The organism is Bradyrhizobium altum, from assembly GCF_020889705.1.
Lineage (GTDB): Bacteria > Pseudomonadota > Alphaproteobacteria > Rhizobiales > Xanthobacteraceae > Bradyrhizobium > Bradyrhizobium altum.
Map to the genome: position 1 here is coordinate 1 of NZ_JACMYP010000026.1, position 24,022 is coordinate 24,022.

At 64.8% G+C, this 24,022-nt stretch carries 23 protein-coding genes and 2 pseudogenes; 8 read left to right on the top strand and 17 right to left on the bottom strand.

The window, feature by feature from the left end; all coding sequences use genetic code 11:
- Positions 1-137 (bottom strand): annotated as a pseudogene (locus H8B02_RS49285) (L,D-transpeptidase family protein); the annotation flags it as partial.
- Positions 138-380: 243 nt separating this feature from the next.
- Here H8B02_RS49285 and H8B02_RS10020 point away from each other — a divergent pair.
- Positions 381-1,067 carry a response regulator transcription factor gene (locus tag H8B02_RS10020; RefSeq protein WP_016841446.1) on the top strand — a complete coding sequence of 229 codons (687 nt, stop codon included), beginning with the start codon at positions 381-383 and terminating at the stop codon, positions 1,065-1,067.
- 57 nt (positions 1,068-1,124) lie between these two features.
- A complete protein-coding gene (locus H8B02_RS10025; protein ID WP_176534510.1) occupies positions 1,125-1,565 on the top strand; it encodes a Crp/Fnr family transcriptional regulator in 441 nt (146 codons plus the stop codon).
- Positions 1,566-1,723: 158 nt separating this feature from the next.
- Here H8B02_RS10025 and H8B02_RS10030 read toward each other — a convergent pair whose 3' ends face one another.
- The 4 genes from H8B02_RS10030 to H8B02_RS10045 form a co-directional block, all read right to left on the bottom strand.
- Entirely contained in the window at positions 1,724-2,539 is an 816-nt protein-coding gene (locus H8B02_RS10030) for an exodeoxyribonuclease III (protein ID WP_229166098.1), read from the bottom strand.
- 156 nt (positions 2,540-2,695) lie between these two features.
- A complete protein-coding gene (locus tag H8B02_RS10035) occupies positions 2,696-3,520 on the bottom strand; it encodes an outer membrane lipoprotein carrier protein LolA (RefSeq protein ID WP_229166099.1) in 825 nt (274 codons plus the stop codon).
- Between the two features lie 100 nt (positions 3,521-3,620).
- Positions 3,621-6,104 (bottom strand): DNA translocase FtsK, encoded by a 2,484-nt coding sequence (locus H8B02_RS10040; RefSeq protein WP_229166100.1) that lies wholly within the window; start codon positions 6,102-6,104, stop codon positions 3,621-3,623.
- Between the two features lie 16 nt (positions 6,105-6,120).
- Positions 6,121-7,347: an aminotransferase class I/II-fold pyridoxal phosphate-dependent enzyme gene (locus tag H8B02_RS10045; protein ID WP_229166101.1), complete on the bottom strand. Its 1,227-nt coding sequence runs from the start codon at positions 7,345-7,347 to the stop codon at positions 6,121-6,123.
- A gap of 187 nt (positions 7,348-7,534) precedes the next feature.
- On the opposite strand from H8B02_RS10045, the gene H8B02_RS10050 reads away from it, so the two are divergent.
- A complete protein-coding gene (locus H8B02_RS10050; protein ID WP_283842174.1) occupies positions 7,535-8,008 on the top strand; it encodes an NUDIX hydrolase in 474 nt (157 codons plus the stop codon).
- 248 nt (positions 8,009-8,256) lie between these two features.
- Positions 8,257-9,066 (top strand): DUF4349 domain-containing protein, encoded by an 810-nt coding sequence (locus H8B02_RS10055; RefSeq protein ID WP_229166136.1) that lies wholly within the window; start codon positions 8,257-8,259, stop codon positions 9,064-9,066.
- 40 nt (positions 9,067-9,106) lie between these two features.
- Here H8B02_RS10055 and H8B02_RS10060 read toward each other — a convergent pair whose 3' ends face one another.
- The 8 genes and pseudogenes from H8B02_RS10060 to H8B02_RS10095 form a co-directional block, all read right to left on the bottom strand.
- Positions 9,107-9,511 (bottom strand): GFA family protein, encoded by a 405-nt coding sequence (locus tag H8B02_RS10060; protein WP_163159909.1) that lies wholly within the window; start codon positions 9,509-9,511, stop codon positions 9,107-9,109.
- 199 nt (positions 9,512-9,710) lie between these two features.
- Positions 9,711-11,159 carry an ammonium transporter gene (locus tag H8B02_RS10065; RefSeq protein ID WP_229166103.1) on the bottom strand — a complete coding sequence of 483 codons (1,449 nt, stop codon included), beginning with the start codon at positions 11,157-11,159 and terminating at the stop codon, positions 9,711-9,713.
- A gap of 39 nt (positions 11,160-11,198) precedes the next feature.
- Positions 11,199-11,537 carry a P-II family nitrogen regulator gene (locus tag H8B02_RS10070; RefSeq protein ID WP_044539269.1) on the bottom strand — a complete coding sequence of 113 codons (339 nt, stop codon included), beginning with the start codon at positions 11,535-11,537 and terminating at the stop codon, positions 11,199-11,201.
- Positions 11,538-11,853: 316 nt separating this feature from the next.
- Entirely contained in the window at positions 11,854-12,456 is a 603-nt protein-coding gene (locus H8B02_RS10075) for an ATP-dependent Clp protease proteolytic subunit (RefSeq protein WP_229166104.1), read from the bottom strand.
- Between the two features lie 56 nt (positions 12,457-12,512).
- Positions 12,513-12,866 (bottom strand): SRPBCC family protein, encoded by a 354-nt coding sequence (locus H8B02_RS10080; protein ID WP_229166105.1) that lies wholly within the window; start codon positions 12,864-12,866, stop codon positions 12,513-12,515.
- Entirely contained in the window at positions 12,863-13,177 is a 315-nt protein-coding gene (locus H8B02_RS10085) for an ArsR/SmtB family transcription factor (protein WP_229166106.1), read from the bottom strand. The genes H8B02_RS10080 and H8B02_RS10085 overlap by 4 nt, the downstream gene beginning before the upstream one ends.
- Before the next feature lie 67 nt (positions 13,178-13,244).
- Positions 13,245-14,561 (bottom strand): annotated as a pseudogene (locus H8B02_RS10090) (ammonium transporter).
- Positions 14,562-14,716: 155 nt separating this feature from the next.
- The gene (locus H8B02_RS10095; RefSeq protein ID WP_092121117.1) at positions 14,717-15,055 is read right to left on the bottom strand and encodes a P-II family nitrogen regulator; all 339 of its coding nucleotides are present in this window, start codon (positions 15,053-15,055) and stop codon (positions 14,717-14,719) included.
- A 305-nt stretch (positions 15,056-15,360) separates the two neighbouring features.
- Here H8B02_RS10095 and H8B02_RS10100 point away from each other — a divergent pair, with 305 nt between their 5' ends.
- Positions 15,361-16,251: a DUF4339 domain-containing protein gene (locus H8B02_RS10100; protein WP_229166107.1), complete on the top strand. Its 891-nt coding sequence runs from the start codon at positions 15,361-15,363 to the stop codon at positions 16,249-16,251.
- Positions 16,252-16,378: 127 nt separating this feature from the next.
- Here the strand turns inward: H8B02_RS10100 and tesB are convergent, their stop codons facing one another.
- Positions 16,379-17,242: an acyl-CoA thioesterase II gene (gene tesB, locus H8B02_RS10105; protein ID WP_212312813.1), complete on the bottom strand. Its 864-nt coding sequence runs from the start codon at positions 17,240-17,242 to the stop codon at positions 16,379-16,381.
- A 214-nt stretch (positions 17,243-17,456) separates the two neighbouring features.
- On the opposite strand from tesB, the gene H8B02_RS10110 reads away from it, so the two are divergent.
- Positions 17,457-18,677, top strand: coding sequence for a ubiquinone biosynthesis hydroxylase (locus tag H8B02_RS10110; RefSeq protein WP_229166108.1), 1,221 nt, complete (start codon positions 17,457-17,459; stop codon positions 18,675-18,677).
- 117 nt (positions 18,678-18,794) lie between these two features.
- Here H8B02_RS10110 and H8B02_RS10115 read toward each other — a convergent pair whose 3' ends face one another.
- The 3 genes from H8B02_RS10115 to H8B02_RS10125 all read right to left on the bottom strand — a co-directional run bounded on the left by H8B02_RS10115 (position 18,795) and on the right by H8B02_RS10125 (position 20,635).
- Complete coding sequence (locus tag H8B02_RS10115) at positions 18,795-19,709, bottom strand: alpha/beta hydrolase family protein (protein WP_229166109.1); 915 nt, start codon at positions 19,707-19,709, stop codon at positions 18,795-18,797.
- A gap of 85 nt (positions 19,710-19,794) precedes the next feature.
- Positions 19,795-19,992, bottom strand: a complete 198-nt coding sequence (locus H8B02_RS10120) for a Trm112 family protein (protein WP_018269337.1) — start codon at positions 19,990-19,992, stop codon at positions 19,795-19,797.
- Positions 19,993-20,098: 106 nt separating this feature from the next.
- Positions 20,099-20,635, bottom strand: coding sequence for a TetR/AcrR family transcriptional regulator (locus H8B02_RS10125; RefSeq protein WP_229166110.1), 537 nt, complete (start codon positions 20,633-20,635; stop codon positions 20,099-20,101).
- A 92-nt stretch (positions 20,636-20,727) separates the two neighbouring features.
- Here H8B02_RS10125 and H8B02_RS10130 point away from each other — a divergent pair, with 92 nt between their 5' ends.
- Positions 20,728-21,078: a hypothetical protein gene (locus tag H8B02_RS10130; RefSeq protein WP_207834136.1), complete on the top strand. Its 351-nt coding sequence runs from the start codon at positions 20,728-20,730 to the stop codon at positions 21,076-21,078.
- 276 nt (positions 21,079-21,354) lie between these two features.
- Positions 21,355-23,889, top strand: coding sequence for a bifunctional diguanylate cyclase/phosphodiesterase (locus H8B02_RS10135; protein WP_229166111.1), 2,535 nt, complete (start codon positions 21,355-21,357; stop codon positions 23,887-23,889).
- The last annotated feature ends 133 nt before the right edge of the window (positions 23,890-24,022 follow it).

Below are 24,022 nucleotides of genomic sequence, written 5' to 3' on the forward strand. Positions count from 1 at the left end.
TTGTTGGCGAGGATTCCGCCGCGCCCAAGCGCCACGGGAACGGTCCAGCCATCGGCCGTCAGCCAGCCCCGGCGCGGATCGCCGGCGGCGCTGCGGACCTCGATGGCGGAGAGCGGGCGATCACGTTTTACTGTCATATAAGTGATTGAAATAGCTGGTGTTCCCTTAAGAATCGTTCAAAACTGAACTTGCCTTGGATGAACAGATCATTCTATCTCCCGGCATTACAGGACATTCACGTCCTGCCCCGCCGGATTTGAGGTAGACTGCGCTGCCTTGTGAATCGGTAACGACGGCCTACCTGAGCACGTATCTAGCCGATGCTACGGCCATAAGCGCCCTCCGCTTCTGACCGCCCCGCCCCCCGAAGGATTGTACCTATGGCCAATGCCCGCAAGATCTTGATCGTGGATGACGATACCGATCTGCGCGATACGCTGGTCGAGCAGCTGTCCCTGCACGAGGAGTTCGAAGCCTCGGCAGTCGATACCGGTGCCAAGGGCGCCACTGCCGCCAAAGCCAATTCCCCCGATCTGGTCTTGATGGACGTCGGCCTGCCCGACACCGACGGCCGCGAAGTGGTCCGCTCGCTTCGCAAGGGCGGCTTCAAGGCCCCAATCATCATGCTGACCGGCCACGACACCGATTCCGATACCATCCTCGGCCTGGAAAGTGGCGCCAACGATTATGTGGCGAAGCCGTTCCGCTTCGCGGTGCTGCTGGCCCGGATCAGGGCGCAGCTGCGCCAGCACGAGGCCAGCGAGGACGCGGTGTTCTCGGTCGGCCCCTACTCGTTCCGGCCCGGCTCGAAGATGCTCACCGGCGCCAATGCCAGGAAGGTCCGGCTGACCGAGAAGGAAACCGCGATCCTGCGCTTCCTCTACCGCGCCGGCCAGATGCCGGTGTCGCGCGAGACCCTGCTCCAGGAAGTCTGGGGCTACAATTCCGGCGTCACCACCCACACGCTGGAAACCCACATCTACCGCCTCCGCCAGAAGATCGAGAAGGACGCCGCCAACCCGGAAATCCTGGTGACGGAAGCCGGTGGCTACAAGCTGGTGCCGTGATACGCTTCGCGCTCAACGATTCGTGAAATCGAGGCGCACCGCGGTTACCGGCCCTGAATGTCGATCGATGATGACGTAGCCCTGCTTGAGCAGGTCCCGACGATGCGTCTGTTGGGCGACAGCTCCTTGCGCATGCTGGCGATTGGCTCCGAGCAACGCGATTTCAACGCAGGCGAGGTGCTGTTCAAGACCGGCGACACGGCCGATGCCGGCTATGTCGTGCAGCGCGGCACGTTCCGGGTCGAGGAAGGCGGCGCCGAGATCATCGCCGGTCCCGGCGCGCTGATCGGCGAGCTCGCATTGATCGTCGCGATGAAACGGCCCTCGACCGCGACCGCGCTGGAGCGCGGCTCGGTGATCCGCGTCGCGCGCAGCCTGTTCCAGCGCGTGCTGGAAAGCGATCCGGCCGCGGCCCGCCGCCTGCGCGACGAGCTCGCGCTGCGGACGAGCCAGCTCGCGAGCGACATTTTGATCGCGGGCGGGAAGCTGAGCACGTAGCCGCCGTCGTTGCGGCGACAGCTCATTGATCCGTCACCCTGAGGAGCGCGCTCTTGCGCGCGTCTCGAAGGGTCGACGGCCACCAGCCGGGCCGATTCATCCTTCGAGGCTCGCTCCGCTCGCGCCTCAGGATGACGGTGCTTAGGCTGACGCCGCGTCTAAACCTCCATCACCGCCGTCACAGGCACATGATCCGACGGCCGCTCCCAGCTGCGGGCGTCGCGGGTGATCTTGAAGTCGCTGACGTGATCCTTCAGCGCGCGCGAGACCCAGATGTGATCGAGCCTGCGGCCGCGGTCGCCGACGGTCCAGTCCGCCGCGCGATAGCTCCACCACGTGTAGACCTTTTCCGACATCGGAATCCGCTCACGCGCGATGTCGAACCATTCGCCATGCGCCTGCGCCGCGAGCAGCTTCTCGGTCTCGACCGGCGTGTGCGAGACCACCTTCAACAGCTGCTTGTGCGACCACACGTCATTCTCGTGCGGCGCGACGTTGAGGTCGCCGACCAGGATGTGACGGTCGTCGCCGCGCGGATGCAGCGGCTCGCAGGCCTTCATCTCGTCGAGGAATTGCAGCTTGTGCTCGAACTTCGGATTGAGCGCGGGATCGGGAATGTCGCCGCCGGCCGGCACGTAGAAATTATGCAGCACCAGCGGTTTCGAAAGCTGCGCTTTCTCGCCGAAGGAAACCGAGATGTGCCGCGAGTCGATCTTGTCGCAGAACGTCCGGATGTCGGTCGTCTCGAACGGCAGGCGTGAGACGATGGCGACGCCGTGATAGCCCTTCTGCCCGTTCAGCGCGATGTGCTCATAGCCGAGCCGCTTGAAGCGCTTCAGCGGAAACGCATCGTCGATGCATTTGGTCTCCTGCAGGCACAGCACGTCCGGCCGCGCGCCCTTCAGGAATTTGGCGACGATGTCGATGCGCAGGCGCACCGAGTTGATGTTCCAGGTGGTGACGGAGAACCGCATGAGAGGTGCGTCTTAGCACGGTTCTCGGTGCGGGTTAGCGCTTTGTCCACAAGCAAGCGCTTGTAGGATGGGTAGAGCGCAGCGAAACCCATCATCTCAATCCGCGGCACAAAGACGATGGGTTTCGCTGCGCTCTACCCATCCTACGCATCCCGCTCAACCCGGCGATGAACCCGGATACGTCGTGAAGTCGATCTTGAACAGCCCCGGATCGGGCTTCTGCGTGGCGTCGAGATTGTAGACCGCAACTGTCGTCTCGTAGCCCTGCGGATCGGTGACGGTCCACTGCTTGAGCTTGCCGTCCTTGGCGCCGATCATCAGCAGGAAGCGGCTGGTGCCGACCAGCGCCTGCTTCTCCTCGATCGTGATGCTGACGAACACGTCGTCGGCGGTGACGCTGACGACGTTGGTGTCCTTCATCAGGTCGATGCGGTCCGACAGCAGATAGCGCAGCGGGGTCTGCGACAGCGGATAGACGTCCTGGGTAGCGAGCCTGCGGTCGCGCACCGCGACCGACGAGCCGTCGGCGATCACCTCGATGGTGCTCGGATTGTCATATTCGAAGCGCAGCTTGCCGGGCTTCTGGATGTAGAAATCGCCCTTGGTCTTGGTGCCGTCGGGACCGACCTGGACGAAATTCCCGACCAGCGTCTGCAGCGACGACAGGTACGCCGAGACCTTGGCGGCCTGCGCCTTCTGGTTGGCGTCGAAGGTCTGGAAGATGTTGGCCGGCACGTTGCGGCGTGGATCGGGAATCACCGGGTCCGGCGGTGCCTGGGTGGCGCCCGTGGTGGCCGGGCCCTTGTCCGCATTGCTCTGCGCGCCGGCGTCCTTGGCCTTCGGCGCAGCCTTCGGTCCGGCGTTGGCTACGGGTTTCGGCGGCGCCGGCGCATTCTGCGCAGTCGCGCCGCCGGCGATCGCGGCGGTGACGAGAAGAGCCAGCGCAGTGCGCGTGCCGCGGTCAATGAGATGTTTTGCCATCAGATATGTCAGGTCTCTGTTCGACGCTCGTCCCGCTTCGCCGGATTTTATCCCGCCTCTTCCGAGGGAGATATGGTTTTTCCGTGATGATCGCCCCCGATCAGAACTGGCCCTCTTCCTCCCCGACCAGGATTTCGCGCTTTCCGGCGTGATTCGCCGGGCCGACGATGCCTTCAAGTTCCATCCGCTCCATCAGCGAGGCGGCGCGGTTATAGCCGATCTGCAGCCGGCGCTGGATGTAGGAGGTCGACGCTTTGCGGTCGCGCTTGACGATCGCAACCGCCTGCGTGAACAGGTCGCCGCCGCCGTCGCCACCCATGCCGGTGGCATCGAACACGGCGCCGTCCTCGTCGGTCGGCTCTTCCGCGGTGACGGCTTCGAGATATTCCGGCTGGCCCTGCGTCTTGAGGTGACGCACCACCTTCTCGACTTCCTCGTCGGACGCGAACGGGCCGTGCACGCGGCTGATGCGGCCGCCGCCCGCCATGTAGAGCATGTCGCCCTGGCCGAGCAGCTGCTCGGCGCCCATCTCGCCGAGGATGGTGCGGCTGTCGATCTTCGACGTCACCTGGAAGGCGATGCGGGTCGGGAAGTTCGCCTTGATCGTGCCGGTAATGACGTCGACCGACGGACGTTGCGTGGCGAGGATCACATGCAGGCCGGCGGCGCGCGCCATCTGCGCCAGGCGCTGCACCGCGCCTTCGATGTCCTTGCCGGCGACCATCATCAGGTCGGCCATTTCGTCGACGATGATGACGATATAGGGCAGCGGCTCGAGGTCGAGCTTCTCTTCCTCGTAGATCGCCTTGCCGCTCTCCTTGTCGAAGCCGGTGTGCACGGTGCGCGTCAGCTCTTCGCCCTTGGCCTTGGCTTCGACGAGGCGCGCATTGTAGCCGTCGATGTTGCGCACGCCGAGCTTGGCCATCCGCTTGTAGCGTTCTTCCATCTCGCGCACGGCCCATTTCAGCGCGACGACGGCCTTCTTCGGGTCGGTGACGACGGGCGTCAGCAAATGCGGGATGCCGTCATAGACGGAGAGTTCGAGCATCTTGGGATCGACCATGATCAGGCGGCACTGATCCGGACGCAGCCGGTAGACCAGGCTCAGGATCATGGTGTTGATCGCGACCGATTTGCCGGAGCCGGTGGTGCCGGCGATCAGCATATGCGGCGTGCGCGCGAGATCGATGATCACAGGATCGCCGCCGATCGTCTTGCCGAGACACAGCGGCAGCTTCGCAACCGAATCGACGCTTTCCTTGGCGACCAGCAGCTCGCGCAGATAGACCTTTTCGCGATGCGCGTTCGGCAGCTCGATGCCGATCGCGTTGCGGCCGGCGACCACGGCGACGCGGGCCGACAGCGCGCTCATCGAACGCGCGATGTCGTCGGACAATCCGATCACGCGCGACGACTTGATGCCGGGCGCGGGCTCGAGCTCGTACAGCGTGACCACCGGGCCCGGGTTGGCCTTGACGATCTCGCCGCGCACGCCGAAGTCCTGCAGCACGCCTTCGAGCGAGCGCGAATTGGCCTCCAGCTCGGCCTTGCTCAGCGGCTGGCGATCGCTCGCCTTCGGCGCACTGAGCACCGAGACCGACGGCAGCTCGAACTTGTCGGAATTCTTCTTCTTCGGCTTCGGCTCGGCCTTCTTGCGCGGTGCGCGCGCGACGGGAACTTCCTCCTCGTCCTCTTCTTCCTCTTCGTCGTCGCCGAGGTCCTCGGCTTCGTCTTCATCCTCGTCGTGATCGTCATGCGCGGGCGCGATCGAGGGCGCCGCGCGGCCACCGCTGATATTGGGCTCCTGGCGCTCGAACGCGGCGCTGCGGCCCTGCGCTCCGCTCGACACCAGCGATTTGTAGGCGGTGGTGAACAGCCAGCCGAGCCGGGCCTTGGCGCTCATCAGCGCGTGGAACAGCCAGCCGAGCGAGACCGAGCTGCGGTCCTCATCCTCCTCGACGAACGGCTCGTCGTCGTCGGAGATCGGCGTCAGTTCCTCGTCCTGCTCCTTGGCGCCCCAGCCGCAGGCGAACAGGAAGCATGCCGCCATCGCGACGAACAGGATCAGGCCGAGCACGACGCGGTAGATGAAGCCGGGCGGGCCGAACACCACGGCCGGTGCGCGCAGCAGCGCATCGCCAACCACGCCGCCGAGCCCGGTCGGCAGCGGCCATGCGGTGTTGTGCGGCCAGCAGCTGGCGAAGCCCGCCGCGATCACCGTGCACAGGACCCAGCAACCGAGCCGCAGCGCCTCGCGGTCGAACGGACGGTGCGTCAGCATCCGCCAGCCCCAGACCGCGACCGGCAGCAGCAGCATGATCGCGCCGAGGCCGAGGATCTGCATCAACAGGTCGGCGCCGATCGCGCCGGGATAGCCGAGCACGTTGCGGATCGCCCGCGAGGTGGCGTGACTGAGCGACGGATCCTGCACCGACCAGGTCATCAGCGCGGCCGTGATGGCGCCCGATAGCGCGATCAGGCCGAGCCCGGTGAGCTCACGCAGCCGTCGCGCCAGCGCCTCGCGCAACGAGAGCGGCAGATGGCCGACCAGGGGGATGACACGTTCGATCGCTGGCATACTCAATCTTCGCGCTTCGCGATTAACCCAGGGTTTCGACCAGGCGATGCATCGCCTCGGCCGTCGATTCACTGTCGGAGACCAGCGCAAGGCGGATATAGCCCGCGCCCGGATTGGAACCGTCGTTCTGCTCGCGCGCCAGATAGCTGCCGGGAATCACGCGAACGCCGGCGTCGCGATAGAGCCTGACCGTCGTCTCCTCGTCGCCGCCGCGGTCGGAGACGTCGAGCCAGACGCAGAAGCCGCCGGCAGGACGCTTGTAGCCGTAGCGGTTGCCGAGGATCTGGTCGGCGAAATCGAACTTGATGCGATAGAGCCTGCGGTTCTCCTCGACATGCGCCTCGTCGCCATAGGCGGCGACCGCGACATGTTGCAGCGGCACCGGCACCTGCGGTGCTGCGACATTGCGCAGCTCAAGGAATGCGGCGAGGAACTCCCGGTCGCCCGCGGCGAAGCCGACGCGCATGCCCGGCAGGTTCGAGCGCTTCGACAGCGACTGGAACGCGACCACATTGGTGAAGTCGGGTCCGGCGCATTCAAGCATGCTGCCCGGCGCGTCGCGGGTGTAGATCTCCGAGTAGCACTCGTCGGAGAGGATCATGAAGCCGTAGCGATCAGCGAGCTGCTTCAGCCGCGTGAAATAGGCGCGTGAGGCGACCGAGCCTTGCGGATTGGCCGGCGAGGCGATGAAGAACGCGACGGTGCGCGCCAGCGTCGCCTCGTCGATCGAATCGAGGTCGGGCAGGAAGCCGTTAGCGAGCGTGGTCGGCAGATGGATCTGCTCGCAGCCGGCCGCGCGGGCGCCGGCGCCATAGGCCGGATAGAACGGATTCGGCATCAGGACTGCCGGCCGGCCCTTGCGCGGCGAGACGTAGCGTGCTGCCGTGATCGCGGCAAAGAACAGCCCCTCGCGGCTGCCGTTCAGCACCATCACCTCGCTCTCCGGATCGACCGGACGCGGCAATTGGAACCGGGTTCCCAGCCAGGTCGCGGCCGCGCGGCGGAACGGCTCGATGCCCTTGGCCATGGGATAGCGGCCGAACTCGGCGGTGTGCCTCGCCAGCACCGGCCCAACGAAATCGGGCACAGGATGCTGCGGTTCGCCTACCGACAGCGTAATCAAGGGCTTAGCCGGTTGGTAGGGCGCCAGCAGCTCGGTGGTCCGCACGAATGGGGAGCGCTCGGCCTGGCCGGCGGATGCGACATCGCCGGCGCCCTGCGCCAAGCCGGATGAGGCGGTCATTGCCATGATTGAAATGCCAGCACTTTCACTGCGGTCGGAGGATAAGGGCGCCGACCGTAAACCGATCAAATCACCATAGATAGGGCGAGGTTAAGACGCGATTAACCATCGGTGGCGCGCGCGATTGGCCGGCCCGTGATATCAGCGCTGGCTCCGGGAAAACCGCGAAAATCGCACCAAATTGCTCCGAGACATGCTTCACCGCCGCGCCGTCAGGGCGCTCATCATTACGGCCGAACGCGAAGTACTGCTGATGCGGATTCGGCCGCCGCATGGCGGCGACTGCTTCTGGATCGCGCCCGGCGGCGGCATCGAGGGCGACGAGACGGCTGAGGCGACGTTGCAGCGGGAGCTGGCCGAGGAATTGGGGCTGGTCGATTTCGCACCCGGCCCCGCCGTCTGGCGGCGTCACCACATCTTCAATTGGGGCGGCCGGCGGATCTCGCAGAAAGAAGAGTACCGGATCGTTCGCGCCGATCGATTCGATCCCGTGATGGCCGATGAGGCCGAGGCGAAGGTGCTCGATTGCTTCCGCTGGTGGCCGATCGCCGATCTCGCGAGCGCTGAAGAGCGGCTGACGCCGCTGTCGCTCGCCGGTATCCTCGAAAGCTATTTGCGCGACGGCGCGCCGAGCGAGCTATCGGACGAGGAAGTCCTGATCGACTGATCAGGGTTGAACAAAGCCGCACACTCGAGCACGCGCGCGACGCAGCGTGACCGCCAAACTCTGTGCGGGCACGAGTATGCCGCTCTAAGCGACCAGATCGAGTGCCAGCACGAGCCTGGACGTGCTTACCTGCGATTGTACCCCGAAGCGCCACCACCGTGCCGCAATGTTCCACACATTGGGTCGCCGGAACTCAAATTGGCTGGCGGATGCGAATGACGAGAAGAACGGGTCGAACGGTATGCTTGGTGGCGCTGTTGTTATCGTTGTTGAGCGCCTGCGCACAGAAGCAGTACGGTGCGGGCCCAACCAACGCTTTTGCCGACGTTGCCATGCCCGGCGTAGCGGTGCAGGGCAATCCCTCTGCGGCCGATCGTTACGTTGCGGTCACGCATCGCCTGACGCTGCGCGTTCCCAGCGCCGAAATCGAAGCCGTTCAACGTCAGCACATGGCCGAATGCGCGAAGCTCGGCTGTTCGATTCTGGCTACCTCGATCGATCGTTCGAACGAGGGGCGCATCCATGCCCACGCCTCGGTCCGTATCAAACCCGAATCATTCGAAGCGTTCGCCGCGGCGTTGGCGGCGCCACCCGCCCAAATCATCATGAATGCGCAATCGTCAGAGGATCTTGCTGCGCCCATCCTTGACGACGAACGGCGGCTCGCGGCGAAGACCATGCTGCGAGACCGTCTGACGGCGCTGCTGCGCGATCAGTCGCCGAAATCGGCGGCTGACCTCGTCGCGATCGAGAAAGAGCTCGCCCAGGCCCAGGCCAACGTCGAGTCGATTACGGCACATCACGACAATCTGCGTGCGCGCACCGACATGGTGCGTGTTGAGGTCGCCTATCTGGGCGCCGCGAGTCTGCTTGGCGGAGCCGACCTTACTCCGATTCACCAAGCCATTAGAGCGGTCGGTGAGACAGCTGTCAGCTCGGTCGCCGCGTTGATCACGACGATCGTCGCCATTGTGCCGTGGCTGCCGGTCATCGCACTAATCTGGTGGCTGGCGCGCCGTGGCCTGCGGCGATGGAGATCCCGGAAGGTGCCGGGATAACCGTTCGCCGTGGCCGAATGCCTTCAGCTTCTTGCGCGTTTCAGCGCGCCGGCAGCTTCTCGAACGACGGCTTGCCCTCGGGCAGATGGTGGAAGGTCTGCTTGTCGCAGGTGTAGATCGTCATCTGCGGGGTGAACACACTGGGGTCGTCGAACGTGCCGACCTTCAGGATCGTGGCCGGCAGGCCCGGTACCTTGGTCACCAGATGCGTGCCGCATTCCGGGCAGAATTCGCGCGTCACGGCACGGTCGAGGTCCTTGCGGGTGAACTGCTTGGGTTGGCTTGCGGTGTATTTGAAGCCGGTGGTCGGCATCGCCATGAACATGTTCGGTCCGCCGCCGGTGATGTACTGGCATTCGCGGCACAGGCATTGCGCCGCCATCATCGGTTCGCCCTCGGCCTCATAGCGCACGTTGCCGCAATAGCACCTGCCTTGCACCTTCATGACGTCCTCCCATTTTCGTTGTTTGTGGCCTGTCATTCCACAATGGCAGGCCATTCCGACAATATTTTCTCAAGCCGGAGAAAAAAGAAAGGGGCTCCAACTTGCGCTGGAGCCCCTCAACGGTCCGGACATTGCCGGGTATGTGCCCGGACCGTAGTTCTGGGAACGACCGCTTGGGGAGGTCGCGCCCCGGGAGAACTCACATGTTGTAGGCGCGCTCCGTGTGCTCGGTGATGTCGAGGCCTTCACGCTCGGTCTCGACGTTGGCACGCAGGCCGACGATCACGTCCACGATCTTGTAGAGGATCGCAGAGCCGACGCCCGACCACACCAGCGTGGTGCAGACGCCCCAGACCTGCGAGGTCATCTGCGCCACGAAGTCGTAATCGGCAACCTTGGGCGGGATCGCGGTGTAGTCGATGATGCCGGCACCGCCGAGCGCCGGGTTGACCAGGATGCCGGTGCCGAGCGCGCCGATGATGCCGCCGACGCAGTGGACGCCGAACACATCGAGCGAGTCGTCATAGCCGAGCGCGTTCTTCACGACCGTGCAGAAGAACAGGCAGACCACGCCAACCACGAGGCCGAGCACGATGGCACCCATCGGACCGGCGTAACCGGCCGCAGGCGTCACCGCGACGAGGCCCGCGACCGCGCCCGAGAGCGCGCCGAGCAGCGAGGGATGGCCCTTGATGATCCATTCCGCGAACATCCAGGCCAACGCCGCCGCGGCCGTGGCCACGAAGGAGTTGGTCATGGCGAGCGCGGCGCCGCCATTGGCTTCGAGGTTCGAACCAGCGTTGAAGCCGAACCAGCCGACCCAGAGCAGCGAGGCGCCGATCATGGTCATGGTCAGCGAGTGCGGAGCCATCAGCTCCTTGCCGTAGCCGGTGCGCTTGCCGATCAGGAGCGCGCCGACGAGGCCGGCGATGCCCGCGTTGATGTGCACGACGGTACCGCCGGCGAAGTCGATCGCACCCTTCTTGAAGATCCAGCCGGCATCGGCGTTGATCGCGTCGAGGGCGGCCTGCGCCTTCGTCTTGGCATCGCCGTCAGCCGCGGCGGCAAGCGCCTTGGCGGCATCCTGGATGGCGTCCGGGCCCGGCCAGTACCAGACCATGTGCGCGATCGGGAAGTAGATCACGGTGACCCAGATCGGGATGAACAGCGCGATCGCCGCGAACTTCATGCGCTCGGCAAAGGCGCCGACGATGAGGGCCGGCGTGATCGCCGCGAAGGTCATCTGGAAGCACACATAGACGAGCTCCGAGATATTGGCGTCGACCGAGAAGGTCGCGGCCTTGGAATCCGGCGTGACGCCCATCAGGAAGGCCTTGGAGAAGCCGCCGATGAAGTCGGAGCCGCCGGTGAAGGCGAGGCTGTAGCCGTAGAGGGCCCAGAGCACGGTGACGATGCAGACGGTGTAGAACACCTGCGCCAGCACCGAGAGCATGTTCTTGGAGCGGACGAGACCGCCATAGAACAGTGCGAGGCCCGGGATGGTCATCAACAGCACCAGCACCGTCGATGTCAGCATCCAGGCGTTGTCGCCCTTGTTGACGGTTGGCTCGGCGTAGGCGGCGGTCGCGGCAAAGAGGCCGACTGCGAGGGCCGCCAATCCCGCGCCATAGGGACGCTTGAACGTCATGTTATTTCACTCCTGAGGTCTTAAGGGTTGAGCGCGAAATCAGAGGGCCGCGGCATCGGCCTCGCCGGTGCGGATGCGCACGGCGTGCTCGAGGCTGATGACGAAGATCTTGCCGTCGCCGATCTGTCCGGTCTTGGCGGCGGCGGTGATGGCGTCGATGGTCTTGTCGACCTGATCGGAGGCGACTGCGACCTCGATCTTGATCTTGGGCAGGAAGCTCACCGCATATTCGGCGCCGCGATAGATTTCCGTATGGCCCTTCTGGCGGCCGTACCCCTTGACTTCCGTCACCGTGAGACCGTGAACGCCAATGGCGGTCAGGGCGTCACGGACCTCTTCCAGCTTGAATGGCTTAATGATCGCCATAACAATTTTCATGAGTCCTATCCCCGCTTGGGCCCGGTGCGAACGAACACCGGGAGTTTCGACTGAGGTTCACCACGCGGAAGACATCCATTACGCGGGCACAGCCGAGACCCTTAGAATCAAATGCCGTGCCAAACGGCTCGGGTTCGCTAATGGATTATGAATCCGGACCTTTTCCCGCATTGCGGGAGCAAGGTGCTGCTGCGCTATTCCGTCGCGCCTAAAATCTAATCAGATTGGCCTAATTCGTGAGCAAGCCAGGGTCTGGACACAATTCTGCTCAGCCGCGGTGCAGGCGTCGGTATTTAGATAAAGCAATGCCAGGCCATTAGACGGCGTCGCGCGCTTCAAAAACCCTGTCGATCAGTCCCCATTCGAGCGCTTGCTCCGCCGACATGAAGTGATCGCGGTCCAGGGTCCGTTCCACGTCCGCCTCGGTGCGCCGGCAGTGCTGCGCATAAAGCCGGATGATGCGCCGCTTGGTCGCCTGCATCTCGGCGGCATGGATCTGGATGTCGGACGCCTGGCCCTGGAAGCCGCCGAGCGGCTGATGCACGTGCAGGCTGGCATTCGGGAGCGCGGCGCGATGACCGGGTTCGCCGGCCATCAGCAGGAACGACCCCATGGACCGCGCAGTGCCCATGCACAGCGTGTGCACCGGCGCCTTGATGAACTGCATGGTGTCGTACATCGCAAGCCCGCTGGTGACCACGCCGCCATAGGAGTTGATGTAGAGGTTGATCGGCTTGTTCGGGTTGTCGGCCTCGAGGAACAGAAGCTGCGCGCAGACCAGCCCGGACATCGCATCATTGACCTCGCCGCTGAGGAAGATGATGCGTTCGCGCAGCAGCCTGGAATAGATGTCGAAGGAGCGCTCGCCGCGGGACGACTGTTCGACGACCATCGGGACGAGTTGCATCATGTCGCGCATCGGCGACCTCCCATTTCAGCAGGTGATGAAGTTTCAGCGGATGATGAAGTCTGCGATCAGGCCGCGCGCATCAGCACGCGGCTGTTGCTGTTGGCCGCTTGCGGCTGGTTTGCGCGCTGGTCGCAGGCTTCCTGGATGATGCGAAACCGGGTGCCGCCGGCCTCGTTCGGCTCGATCCGGAAGGTAACGTGACTCTCGCGAAACGGCGGCTCGGAGTCGCGGAGCCGGTAACGCACCTCTTCGCCCGTGATCGATGATAGGGGTTCAGCGCCCGCGAGATCACAATCCGGAAGCCAGCGTTCGCGCAGGGCTGGAATGGTGACGGCGCGCCATACTTTGTCAGGCGGCGCGTCGAGCTCGTATTCGATCACCAAGGCTGCGTCGGCGTCAGGCTCAACCGTGTCGCTCATTGATCCATGTCCTTCAAGAGGTCAGAGAGCGCTTCGATGCGCTTCGGCCAATAGGCGCGGTAGCGGGCGAGCCAGGTCCCGATGCTGGCGATCCCGTCCGGGTCGACTTCATAATTCACGAAGCGGCCCTGCCGCTGCTCGCGCACCAGTCCAGCCGCGCGCAGCACTGCCAGATGCTGCGAAATCGCCGGCTGGCTGATCTCAAGCCCGTCGCGCAAGGCGCTGGCGTTCAGGCTGCCGCCAGCCAGTTTCTCAAAGACCCTGCGGCGGGTCGGATCGGCCAGTGCCTTGAAGATATCGGTGTCGACCATGCCAACACATAAGCATATACTAATGTGTTGTGCAAGCCCCGAACCACTTGAGGCTCGAGCAGCCGGCTTACTGCAGCGCCTCGCCGTGCTGCGAGATGTCGAGGCCCTCCAGCTCCTGCTGCATCGAGACGCGCAGCGGGACGAAGGCGCTGACCAGCTTGAGCAGCACGAAGGTGACGCCGCCGCACCAGACCAGCGTGACCACGACGCCGTAGAGCTGGATCAGGAGCTGTCACCGGTTGCCCTCCAGAAGGCCGGAGGTGCCGCCGATCGCCGCGGTGGCGAAAACGCCTGCGAGGAGCGTGCCGGTCAGCCCGCCGATGCCGTGTACGCCGAACACGTCGAGCGAGTCGTCATACTGGAAGCGATGCTTCAGCCAGGTACAGGCCCAGAAGCAGACCAGGCCGGCAATGATGCCGATGACGATGCCGTGCCAGGGCGCCACGAAACCGGATGCCGGGGTGATGGTGCCGAGCCCTGCGACCGCGCCCGAGATCATGCCGAGCACCGACGGCTTGCGGCGCGTCGCCCATTCGATCGCGCCCCACGTCAGCGCGCCGGCGCAGGCGGCAAGATGGGTGGCGGTGATCGCCATCACCGCGCGTGAACTGGCCGCCAGCGCCGAGCCGCCGTTGAAGCCGAACCAGCCGACCCAGAGCAGGCCGGTGCCGACCACGGCGAGCGACAGGTCGAACGGCGACAGATTGTCATGGCCGTAGCCGTGCCGGTTGCCCATCACCTTGGCCGCGACCAGGCCGCTGATGCCGGCGGACAGATGCACGACTAGGCCGCCGGCGAAGTCCATCACGCCCATCGAGGCGAGGAAGCCGCCGCCCCACACCCAATGCGCCAGCGGCACATAGGCGAAGATGAACCAGCCGATCGAGAACAGCACATAGGCGGAGAACCGCATGCGGTCGGCGACCGAGCCGGCAACCAGCGCCACCGTGATGATCGCAAACGTCATCTGGTACAGCATGAACAGCGCTTCCGGGATGGTCTTTGCCGCCGGATTGACGCTGTCCATCGTGATGCCGGCGAGGAACCAGCTGTCGAGCGATCCGAGCCATGGACCGTTGCCGACGAAGGTCAGCGAATAGCCGAAGACGACCCAGAGGATCGAAATGATCGCAACGGCCGTGAGGCTCTGCGCCATCGTCGCCAGCACGTTCTTCTTGCGCACCATGCCGGAGTAGAACAGCGCGAGCCCCGGGATCGTCATCATCAGCACCAGCGCGGTGGCGACCATCATCCAGGCGGTGTCGGCGGCGTTGACGCCGGAGGCGCTGGAGTCTTGCGCTGACGCCGGCGTACCCCACGAGAGCAGGATTGCAGCAGTGATCGGCGCAGCTGATATCGCTGCACGAAGAGCCCGTGCCCCCATCATCATTCCCCGGCGTGTCGTCGTTGCTTGGTGTGGATTTCGGCGTGCACCGGCGTCGTTGCCGGCGGTGATCTCGAACTTTTCTTGAGCATGATCTTTTCGGAAAACCGGCTTCCACTTTTCCGGATCAAGCTCCAAGACTCATGCTTCAAGGCTCAGAGCGCGTCGTTGTCGGTCTCGCCGGTGCGGATACGCAGCGCGTGGTCGATCGGCGTCACGAAGATCTTGCCGTCGCCGATCTGGCCGGTGCGGGCGTGCTCGGTGATGACGCTGACTGCCTTGTCGGCGAGCGCGGTATCGACGGCGATCTCGATCCTGAGCTTGGGCAGGAAATTCACGACATACTCGGCGCCGCGATAGATCTCGGTGTGGCCCTTCTGGCGGCCATAGCCCTTCACCTCGGTCACCGTCATGCCGTGAACGCCGATCGCGGTCAGGGCCTGGCGTACCTCATCGAGCTTGAACGGTTTGATGATCGCGACGACGAGTTTCATGGTTCAGGCCTTCATTTCCTTGAGGTTTTCCGTGTGCGCCCATCCCCGGAGCGGCACTTGCCATCTCCGAGCCTGCACGTTCCGCCACCGGAGCGGCAATTTGCCATCCGCCAAATCTGGCAGCTTTCTGGGCAAATGGCATAAAAAAGTTGCAGGTTGAAGGGGAAAACGTGCGCAGCGCGTGAACTCCGTCACTGTACGGGACGACAACCGTCGGCCAGAATATGGCTTTCCCGCCCCGGCCAGCGCTCCCGCTGGCTCATTCTCGCCACAGCGCGTGCGCCCGCGCCCCGAGGAACAATAAAATGTCGAATCGAAACTGGTTTTATGCATCTGAAGGCCAGCAAAAGGGCCCCCTGCCTGAAGCTCAGCTCCGCGACCTGATCACCCGTGGCATGGTGGGCGCCGATACCCTGGTGTGGACCGAGGGCATGGCCGGCTGGCAGAAGGCCGGGGAGATTCCTGGCCTTGTTCCGAGCGCGGGTGCGCCGCCGGCGTTTCCGCAGGCCGGCGGACCGCCGCCGGTGGCCGCATCGGCAAACTATAGTGGCGGCGCGCTGTCGGCCGACTTCCCGATCTGGGGCCTGTTCGGACGCAGCTTGCTGATGTTCATCGGCCAGATTTTCGTCATCCCCGCGCCGTGGACTGCGACCGGCCTATACCGCTTCGCGATTCCCTATATCCGCGTGCCGGGCCGGCCGCATCTCGGCTTCACCGGGCAGCCGCTCGACATCTGGTACGTCTTCATCGTGCTCGGTCTTCTGACCTATGCCGGAGCGGCCAACAGCAACATCGTCACGCTGCTCTCGTTGCTGTTGCAGGCTTTCCTGAGCTGGATGATCGTGCGCTGGATCTTCGGCCGCCTCAGCTCGAGCGGCCAGGATCTGCCGATCTCGTTCACGGGCAGCCCGCTCGTCTATATCGGCTGGTATTTGCTGATGGTGATCTCGGCCATCACCATCGTCGGCTGGGCCTGGGTGCTGACCGCATGGCTGCGCTGGATCTGCCGCAACGTCGAGGGCACGCGCCGCGAGGTCACCTTCAACGCATCCGGGCTCGAGGTGCTGTGGCGAACCATCGTGTTCTCGATCGGCTGCGCCTTCCTGATCCCGATTCCGTGGGTGCTGCGCTGGTACGCCAACTGGATCGTCTCGCAATTCGCGCTGACCGAGCGCGGCGCTTACGCGGGCGCCTGAGCGCGCTAAAGCGCGATGAGGTCAGGTTGGATCGTCATCGCGCTTTAGGCTCTTGTTTGAGCATGATCTCAGCGCAAACGCTTCGCGTTTGTCGCGGAAAACCGCTTCGCACCTTTCCGGATCACGCTTACGCCTTGCGTTCGCGCACCGAACCTTCTTGCGCGACGGACGCCACCAGCGTGCCGTCGGGCTTGAAGATCTGGCCGCGCGTCAGGCCGCGGCCTGATTGCGCGCTCGGCGAATCCTGCGCGTAGAGCAGCCATTCGTCGGCGCGGAACGGGCGGTGAAACCACATCGCGTGATCGAGGCTCGCCGGCATCATGCGCCGGTCGAACAGCGTGCGGCCGTAGCGCGCCATGACCGCATCGAGCAGCGAGAAATCCGATGCATAGGCGAGTGCGCACAGATGCAGCGCCGGATCGTCGGGCAATTTCGCCGCGGTGCGGATCCAGACGTGGATGCGGCCATCCTCGATCTGCTGGCCGAAATAGCGGCCGAGCTCGACCGGGCGCAGCTCGATCGGCCGGTCGCTCTCATAGTAGCGGCGGATGAACTCCGGCATTTCCTTGAACATCGGCTGCTTCGACACTTCCTCCGCGGTGAGCTTCTCCGGCGGCGGCACGTCGGGCATCTTCTCCTGATGATTGAAGTTGCTCTCTTCCTCGGCGTGGAATGACACCATGATGGAGAAGATCGCGTTGCCGTGCTGGATCGCGGTGACGCGGCGGGTGGTGTAGCTCTTGCCGTCGCGTAGCCGCTCGACCTGGTAGATGATCGGGATCTGCGGATCGCCCGGCAGGATGAAATAGCAATGGATCGAGTGCGGCAGCCGGCCCTCGACGGTGCGGCAGGCCGCGACCATCGCCTGGCCGATCACCTGGCCGCCGAACACGCGCTGCCAGCTCGTCTTCGGGCTGTTGCCGCGGAACAAATTCACCTCGAGCTGCTCGAGATCGAGGATGGACAACAGGTCGATCAGGCTCTTGGACATGAGGGGGCTCTCTTTCGTCATTCCGGGGCTCGCGAAGCGAGAGCCCGGAATCCATTCGTCCACGGAACATGCGGCTTGATGGATTCCGGGTTCACGCTGCGCGAGCCCCGGAATGACGACCGTTGGATTTGGCCTTGTTTCTGTCTCCTGTTTCGCCCAGCTATTATCAGGTAGCAAGCACAGTCTGAGAGCGCAGGGCGCGTAAAGGAACGGCATGCCGGCACAGCGAAGTATTGTCATCTGCGGGGGCGCTTTTGCGGGTCTGGCGCTGGCCGTGGCGTTGCGCCAGGGGCTGGGGCCGGACATTCCGGTCATCGTGGCCGATCCGGCGCTGAGCCAGCGCCCGAGCCGCGATCCGCGCGCGACCGCGATCGTGGCGGCCTGCCGGCGGTTGTTCGAGACCCTCGGCGTCTGGGGGCAGGTGGCGCCGACGGCGCAGCCGATCACCGACATGGTCGTGACCGACTCCAAGCTGGAGGATGCGACGCGCCCGGTGTTCCTGACCTTCGCCGGCAATGTCGAGCCCGGCGAGCCGTTCGCCCATATGGTCGAGAACCGCTATCTGATCGATGCGCTCGCGACCCGCGCCGAGGCCGAGGGCGTCGAGCTGCGCGCCACCGCGGTGTCGAGCTTCGACTCGCGGCCCGACGGCATCAGCGTCCGGCTGGCCGACGGCACCGAGATCGATGCGAGCCTGCTGGTTGCCGCCGACGGCGCGCGATCCAAGCTGCGCGAGCGCGCCGGGATTGCGACCCATGGCTGGGACTACGACCAATCCGGCATCGTGGTCACCGTCGGGCATGAGCGCGAACATCACGGTCGCGCCGAGGAGCATTTCCTGCCCGCCGGTCCGTTCGCGATCCTGCCGTTGACCGGCAATCGCTCGTCGCTGGTGTGGACCGAGACGCGCAAGGAGGCCGCGCGCATCACGGCGCTGAGCGAGGAGGAATTCCACGCCGAGCTCGAGCAGCGTTTTGGTTTGCACCTCGGCGAGATTAAGGCGCTCGACAAGCCGCGCGCATTCCCGCTCGGCTATTTCGTCGCGCGCTCGTTCATTGCCGAACGTCTGGCGCTGATCGGCGACGCCGCGCATGTGATCCATCCGATCGCAGGACAGGGGCTCAACATGGGCCTGAAGGATGTCGCAGCGCTTGCCGAGGTCGTCGTCGATGCGGCGCGGCTCGGCATGGATCTCGGACAGGCTGACGTGCTCGAGCGCTATCAGCGCTGGCGGCGCTTCGACACGATGGCGATGGGTGTTGCGACCAACTCGCTGAACTTCCTGTTCTCTAACGAATCGACGCTGCTGCGCACCGTGCGCGACATCGGATTGGGCCTCGTCGATCGCGCGCCGCCGCTGAAGAGCATGTTCATCCGCCAGGCAGCGGGATTGTCAGGCGAAGTGCCGCGGCTGCTGAAGGGCGAGGCGCTGTAGGACTCGCGCGGTGCCGTAGCCCGGATGCAGCGAAGCGAAATCCGGGAGCAGTCTCTCCACGGGTGGATCGGCCCCGGATTGCGCTGCGCTTCATCCGGGCTACGGCCTTCGCATCCACTATTTCTGCGAAATGAAGCCAGCCACCGCGTCGATCAGGTCGGGATCGAGCGGCCGCTCCGGCTCGTTGTAGCTTGCCATGTCGTCCGCCGCGTCGGTGACGTCGACCAGCAGGTGATTCATGTCCGGCAGCCACAATGATTTGGCCGCTACGTCGGCGGTGGTGAGCGCGAGGTAGTCGAGACGCGCCAGCTGATGGTCGCGGCCGCCCGCGACGATCAGGACAGGCCCGGTAATCTTCTTCATCGGATCGATCGGATCCTCGGTGAAGGCGGATGCGATGGCGGGCTGCATCGCAGGCGCGATCGCCAGCCCCGCCGGCGGCGGGTTGACGATCTGCCCGGCCATGATGTCGTCGATGGCCTTTCCGATCGGCTCGAATTTGTCCGGCGGCAGCTGCTTTTCGAGCTGCGCCTTCAACAGGTTGCCCTGCTTGCGCGCCGCCGTTGCCAGCAGCACCAGCCGGTCGACCGGCACGCGCTGTGCGGCGAGGATCGCGACCAGGCCGCCCTCGCTGTGCCCGACCACCGCGACATGGGCGAACCTGCCGCTGCCGCGCAGATACTCGATCAGTGCCGCCGCATCGCCGACATAGTCCTTGAAGCGAAAGTCCTCCGGACGACCGAACTCCTTCTTCCATTCGCCGGCGCCGCGCTTGTCGTAGCGCAGCGTCGCGATGCCGCGTGCGACCAGCTGCTCGGAGAGCTTCTTCAATGTCGCCGGCTTGAGCTGCGGCCCGTTGCCGTCATGATCGGTCGAGCCGGAGCCGGCGATCAGCAGCGCCACCGGCGGTTTTGCGATGTCGGGCGGCACCGTCAGCACCGCGTCAATGGCGCCGATGCGCAGCCTGCTCTCGTCGGCTGTCGCGCTCGCCACCGAGACGAGCAGCAGCAGCCATGTGACGAGGGCGCGCATGTGGTCCTCTTATTGGAGCATGATCTCAGCGCAAACGCTTGCGTTTGTCGCGGGAAAACCGCTTCACACTTTTCCGGATCATGCTCTAGTCGATCTTGCGCGCCTCTTCCGGCAGCATGATCGGGATGCCGTCGCGGATCGGATAGGCGAGCTTTGCGGAGCGCGAGATCAGCTCCTGCCGCGCGGCGTCGAATTCCAGCGGTCCCTTGGTGATCGGGCACACCAGGATTTCGAGCAGTTTTGGGTCGGCGGTGCTCTCGAGGTGGTCGGTCGTCGAATTCATTGATGTCTCCGACTGGAGCGTTTTCGAGCGAAGTGGGCAGCGGTTCGCGTGAAGAAAACGCGTCAGAACTAACTGGCCGTCGTGTAGCACATTCTCGTGTCAGCTGTCAGCGCTTGGTCATCCGCAACAGCTCGTCGATTGCGGCCTGCTGACGCGGCTTCGGCAGCGTCTGCTCGGACAGCGCGTAGCCGATGAACGCCCAATAGAAGATCTGCGCCCGGCCGCGCGCCACGCCGTCGGGGAATCCGGCATGCCGGAGCAGGGTTTCGATATAGCCGATGCGGCGCTGGTCGACCTCGAGCACGGCGGCGCGCGCTGCGGCATCGGCGGTGGCCCAGCTGCGCACCGCGCGTTCCAGTGCTAGCCGCGCCGAGAAGGCGCGGCGCAGCAGCAGCGCCAGCGCATCGCCGCCTTCCGGAATGGTCTCGAGTTCGGCGATCACCTGCTCGGCTGCGACCTCGCGCCAATGGTTGAGGATCGCGGTGCGGTAGGCGCCGATGTCGGCGAAATGCCAGTAGAAGCTGCCGCGCGAGACCCCCATGGCCTTGGCCAGCGGCTCGGCCTTGAGCGCCGTGAAGCCGTGCTTCGCCAGTGTCTTCAGGCCCTGATCGAGCCAGTCCTTGACCGAGAGCTGTTCCGTCATGGTTCCCCGCCCGCGCCCGACCATACACAAGTGTATTGACAGGCGCCAGCCGGCGGTGTCCTATCCATACAGAACTGTATGGAGGTGTCGCGATGCGTGATCTTTTGCTGCAAGGCGCCGGCATCATCGCCATCCTGGTCAGCCTGATCCACGGCGTTCTCGGCGAGACCAAAGTGTTCGCACGCGCCACCGTCGAACCGCCGCGGCTGCGTCTCTTGCTTCGTCTGGTTTATCAGGCCGGCACGGTCGCCTGGATCGGCGGCGGCGTGCTGCTGGTCGCCGCGCCGGCGATGGCCTCCGATGCCGCGCGGCACTGGATCGTGGCAACGCTCGCCATCGTGTTCGGCAGCGCCGCGCTCGCCAATGCAGTCGCGACCCGTGGCCGGCATTTCGGCTGGATGGCGATGAGCGCCGTCGTGGCGCTTGCCGCCGCCGGTTACTAGCGGGCGCATGACGACCGATCGCATCGGCCTGCGCATGATTCGCGGAGAACGCGCAGGGCGTGGCGTCGCCGTCGCAACCGGTGAAACGCTGCTCGTCCCGCTCGAGACTTGAGGACCCGCGCGATCGCAGGACGTGTGCAATATTTATGGAGCCATCAATTTCCGTGCGGAATCGGCTTACGCGTGGATAACCATGCCACTGAAAGTTGTAGAAAATTATCGAGAAGACAATTCAATCGGCCTAGCTTGTCGGCGCGGACAACCATGGACCGACGTATGTTTCGTGTTCTTACGTGTCTTTCAGGTGAGCATGACTGGCGGCTCGTTCTGCTCGCCGGCCTGGTCTGCTTCGTTGCGAGCATCGTCGCCGTCAACATCTTCCATCGCGCGATCGCTTCACAGGCGAGGACGCGGCTGATCTGGATCGCGATCGCGGGAGCTGCGATCGGCTACGGCATCTGGGCAACGCATTTCATCGCCATGCTCGCCTACGAGCCGGGCGTGCCGACCGGCTACGGTATCGTCCTGACCGGCCTGTCGCTCGTCGCAGCGATGATGCTGACATCCGGCGGCCTCGGCCTTGCCGCCAGCGACTCCAGCAGCTGGCGTGCGCCCGTCGGCGGCGCGGTGATCGGCGTAGGCATCGCCAGCATGCATTATCTCGGAATGTGGGCGCTGGAAGTGCCGGGCCATGTGGTGTGGTCGATGGATCTCGTGGCGGCCTCCATCGTGCTCGGCATGCTGTTCGGTTACGCCGCGCTGTCGGTCGCGGTCCGCTACCAGGATCGCTGGATGTCGCTCGTCGCGGCGCTGTTGCTGACGCTTGCGATCGTGTCGCATCATTTCACCGCGATGGGCGCGGTCGAGATCGTTCCGGACCTGCTGCTGGCTCCGGAAGCCCTGTCGCTCTCTCCCGCCTTCCTCGCCATCGTGATCGCGGGCGTGGCGCTCTCGGTGCTCGGGATGAGCCTGGTCGGCGTGCTTGCCGACCGGCGCCTCGCGCTTCGCACCCGCCGCTTCGAGGAGATCATCAGCCAGCTCTCGCTGGCGCGGCAGCAGGTCGAGGCGTCGCAGAAGGAGCTCGAGGAACAGCGGTTCCGGCTGGATACGGCGATCAACCACATGGGTGAGGGGCTCTGCATGTTCGATGCGGAGAAGCGCCTCGTGGTGTGCAACGAGCGCTACGCCAAGATGTACCGGCTGCCGCCCGAATTGCTGCTGCCCGGCACCGCGCATCGCGAGATCATCACGCATCGGATCGCCAATGGCATTCTCAGGGGCGAGACCAGCGACAGCGCCGCGACCCAGGTGCTCGCGACATTGAATGCGCTGCCGGCCGACGAGATCAGCAGCCGGGTCGACGAGCTTGCCGACGGTCGGCTGATCTGCGTGACGCGGCAGCCGATGCCCGGCGGCGGCTGGGTGGCGACGCATCGCGACGTTACCGAGCAGCGGCGCTCCGAGGCCAAGATTACCCATATGGCGCAACACGACGCGTTGACCGATTTGCCGAACCGCGTGCTGCTCAAGGAGTGGATGGAGCAGGCGCTCTCCGGCGCGCGGTGCGGCGGACCGAGCCTTGCGGTGCTGATGCTCGATCTCGACCGCTTCAAGGACGTCAACGACACCCTCGGGCATCCGGCGGGCGATGCGTTGCTGAAGTCGGTGGCCTCGCGTCTGCGCAGGTGCGTCAGCGATACCACGCTGGTCGCGCGGCTCGGCGGTGACGAGTTCGCTGTCATCGACTACGTCACCGATCCGGTCGCGGAAGCCGGTGTGCTCGCCGAGAGAATCAGGAAGGCGCTCAGCGAGCCGATCGATCTCGGCGATCATCGGGTGACCACAACGACCAGCATCGGGATTGCGATCGCACCACGCGACGGCACCGATTCCGACGAGGTCCTGCGCAGCGCCGATCTTGCGCTCTACTCGGCCAAGAGCGGCGGGCGCGGCTCGTTCCGCTTCTTCGAGCCGGAGCTCGACCGGCTGCTGCAGACCCGGCGCAGCCTCGAACGCGACATGCGCAGCGCGCTCGCCGACGGCGAGTTCGAGCTGCACTATCAGCCGTTCATCAACGTCGCGAGCGGGGAGACCTGCGGGTTCGAGGCGCTGCTGCGGTGGCATCATCCGCAACGCGGCATGGTCTCGCCGGCGCAGTTCATCCCGCTGGCGGAAGAGACCGGGATGATCGTGCCGCTCGGCGAATGGGTGCTGCGCACCGCGTGTGCGGAAGCCGCCAAATGGCCCGATGACCTCAAGATCGCGATCAATCTTTCGCCGGTGCAATTCAGGAGCCCCGAACTGGTCCCGGTGATCGTGCACGCGCTGGCGAGCTCGGGCGTTTCGCCTGACAGGCTCGAGCTCGAGGTCACCGAAACGGCGATCATCCAGGACAGCGAGGCGGTGTTCGCGGCGCTCGGCCAGCTGCACGATCTCGGGGTGCGGATCGCGCTCGACGATTTCGGCACCGGCTACTCGTCGCTGAGTTTCCTGCAGAAGTTTCCGTTCGACAAAGTCAAGATCGACCGCAGCTTCGTGTCCGAACTCGCGGGCGCAACCGACGAGTCGCGCCGGATCGCGCGCGCGATCGTTCGCTTCGCCGTCAGCCTCGGCAAGACGACGACGGCCGAAGGCGTTGAAACGAGGGAGCAGCTCGACATCCTGCGCGCCGACGCCTGCGTGGAAGTGCAAGGCTTCCACTTCAGCCCCGCGGTCCAGAGCGAGAAGGTCGCACAGATGATCAGTGGGCGGATGCCCGTAGCAACCGAACGCCCCGCGGTTCGTCTGGCAATGGCGGGTGCCGCGTCCTGACCGAAAGGCCGCGCCGGCAGACCTATGAGACGTAAGGCCGCAGCAAGCGGTCAAAACCAAATTGCGTGTGGAGCGCAAAGCGGTTTTCGCGGCCGTTAGAATTTCTCTAAAGCGTGACGCGTCAGCGCTTCCT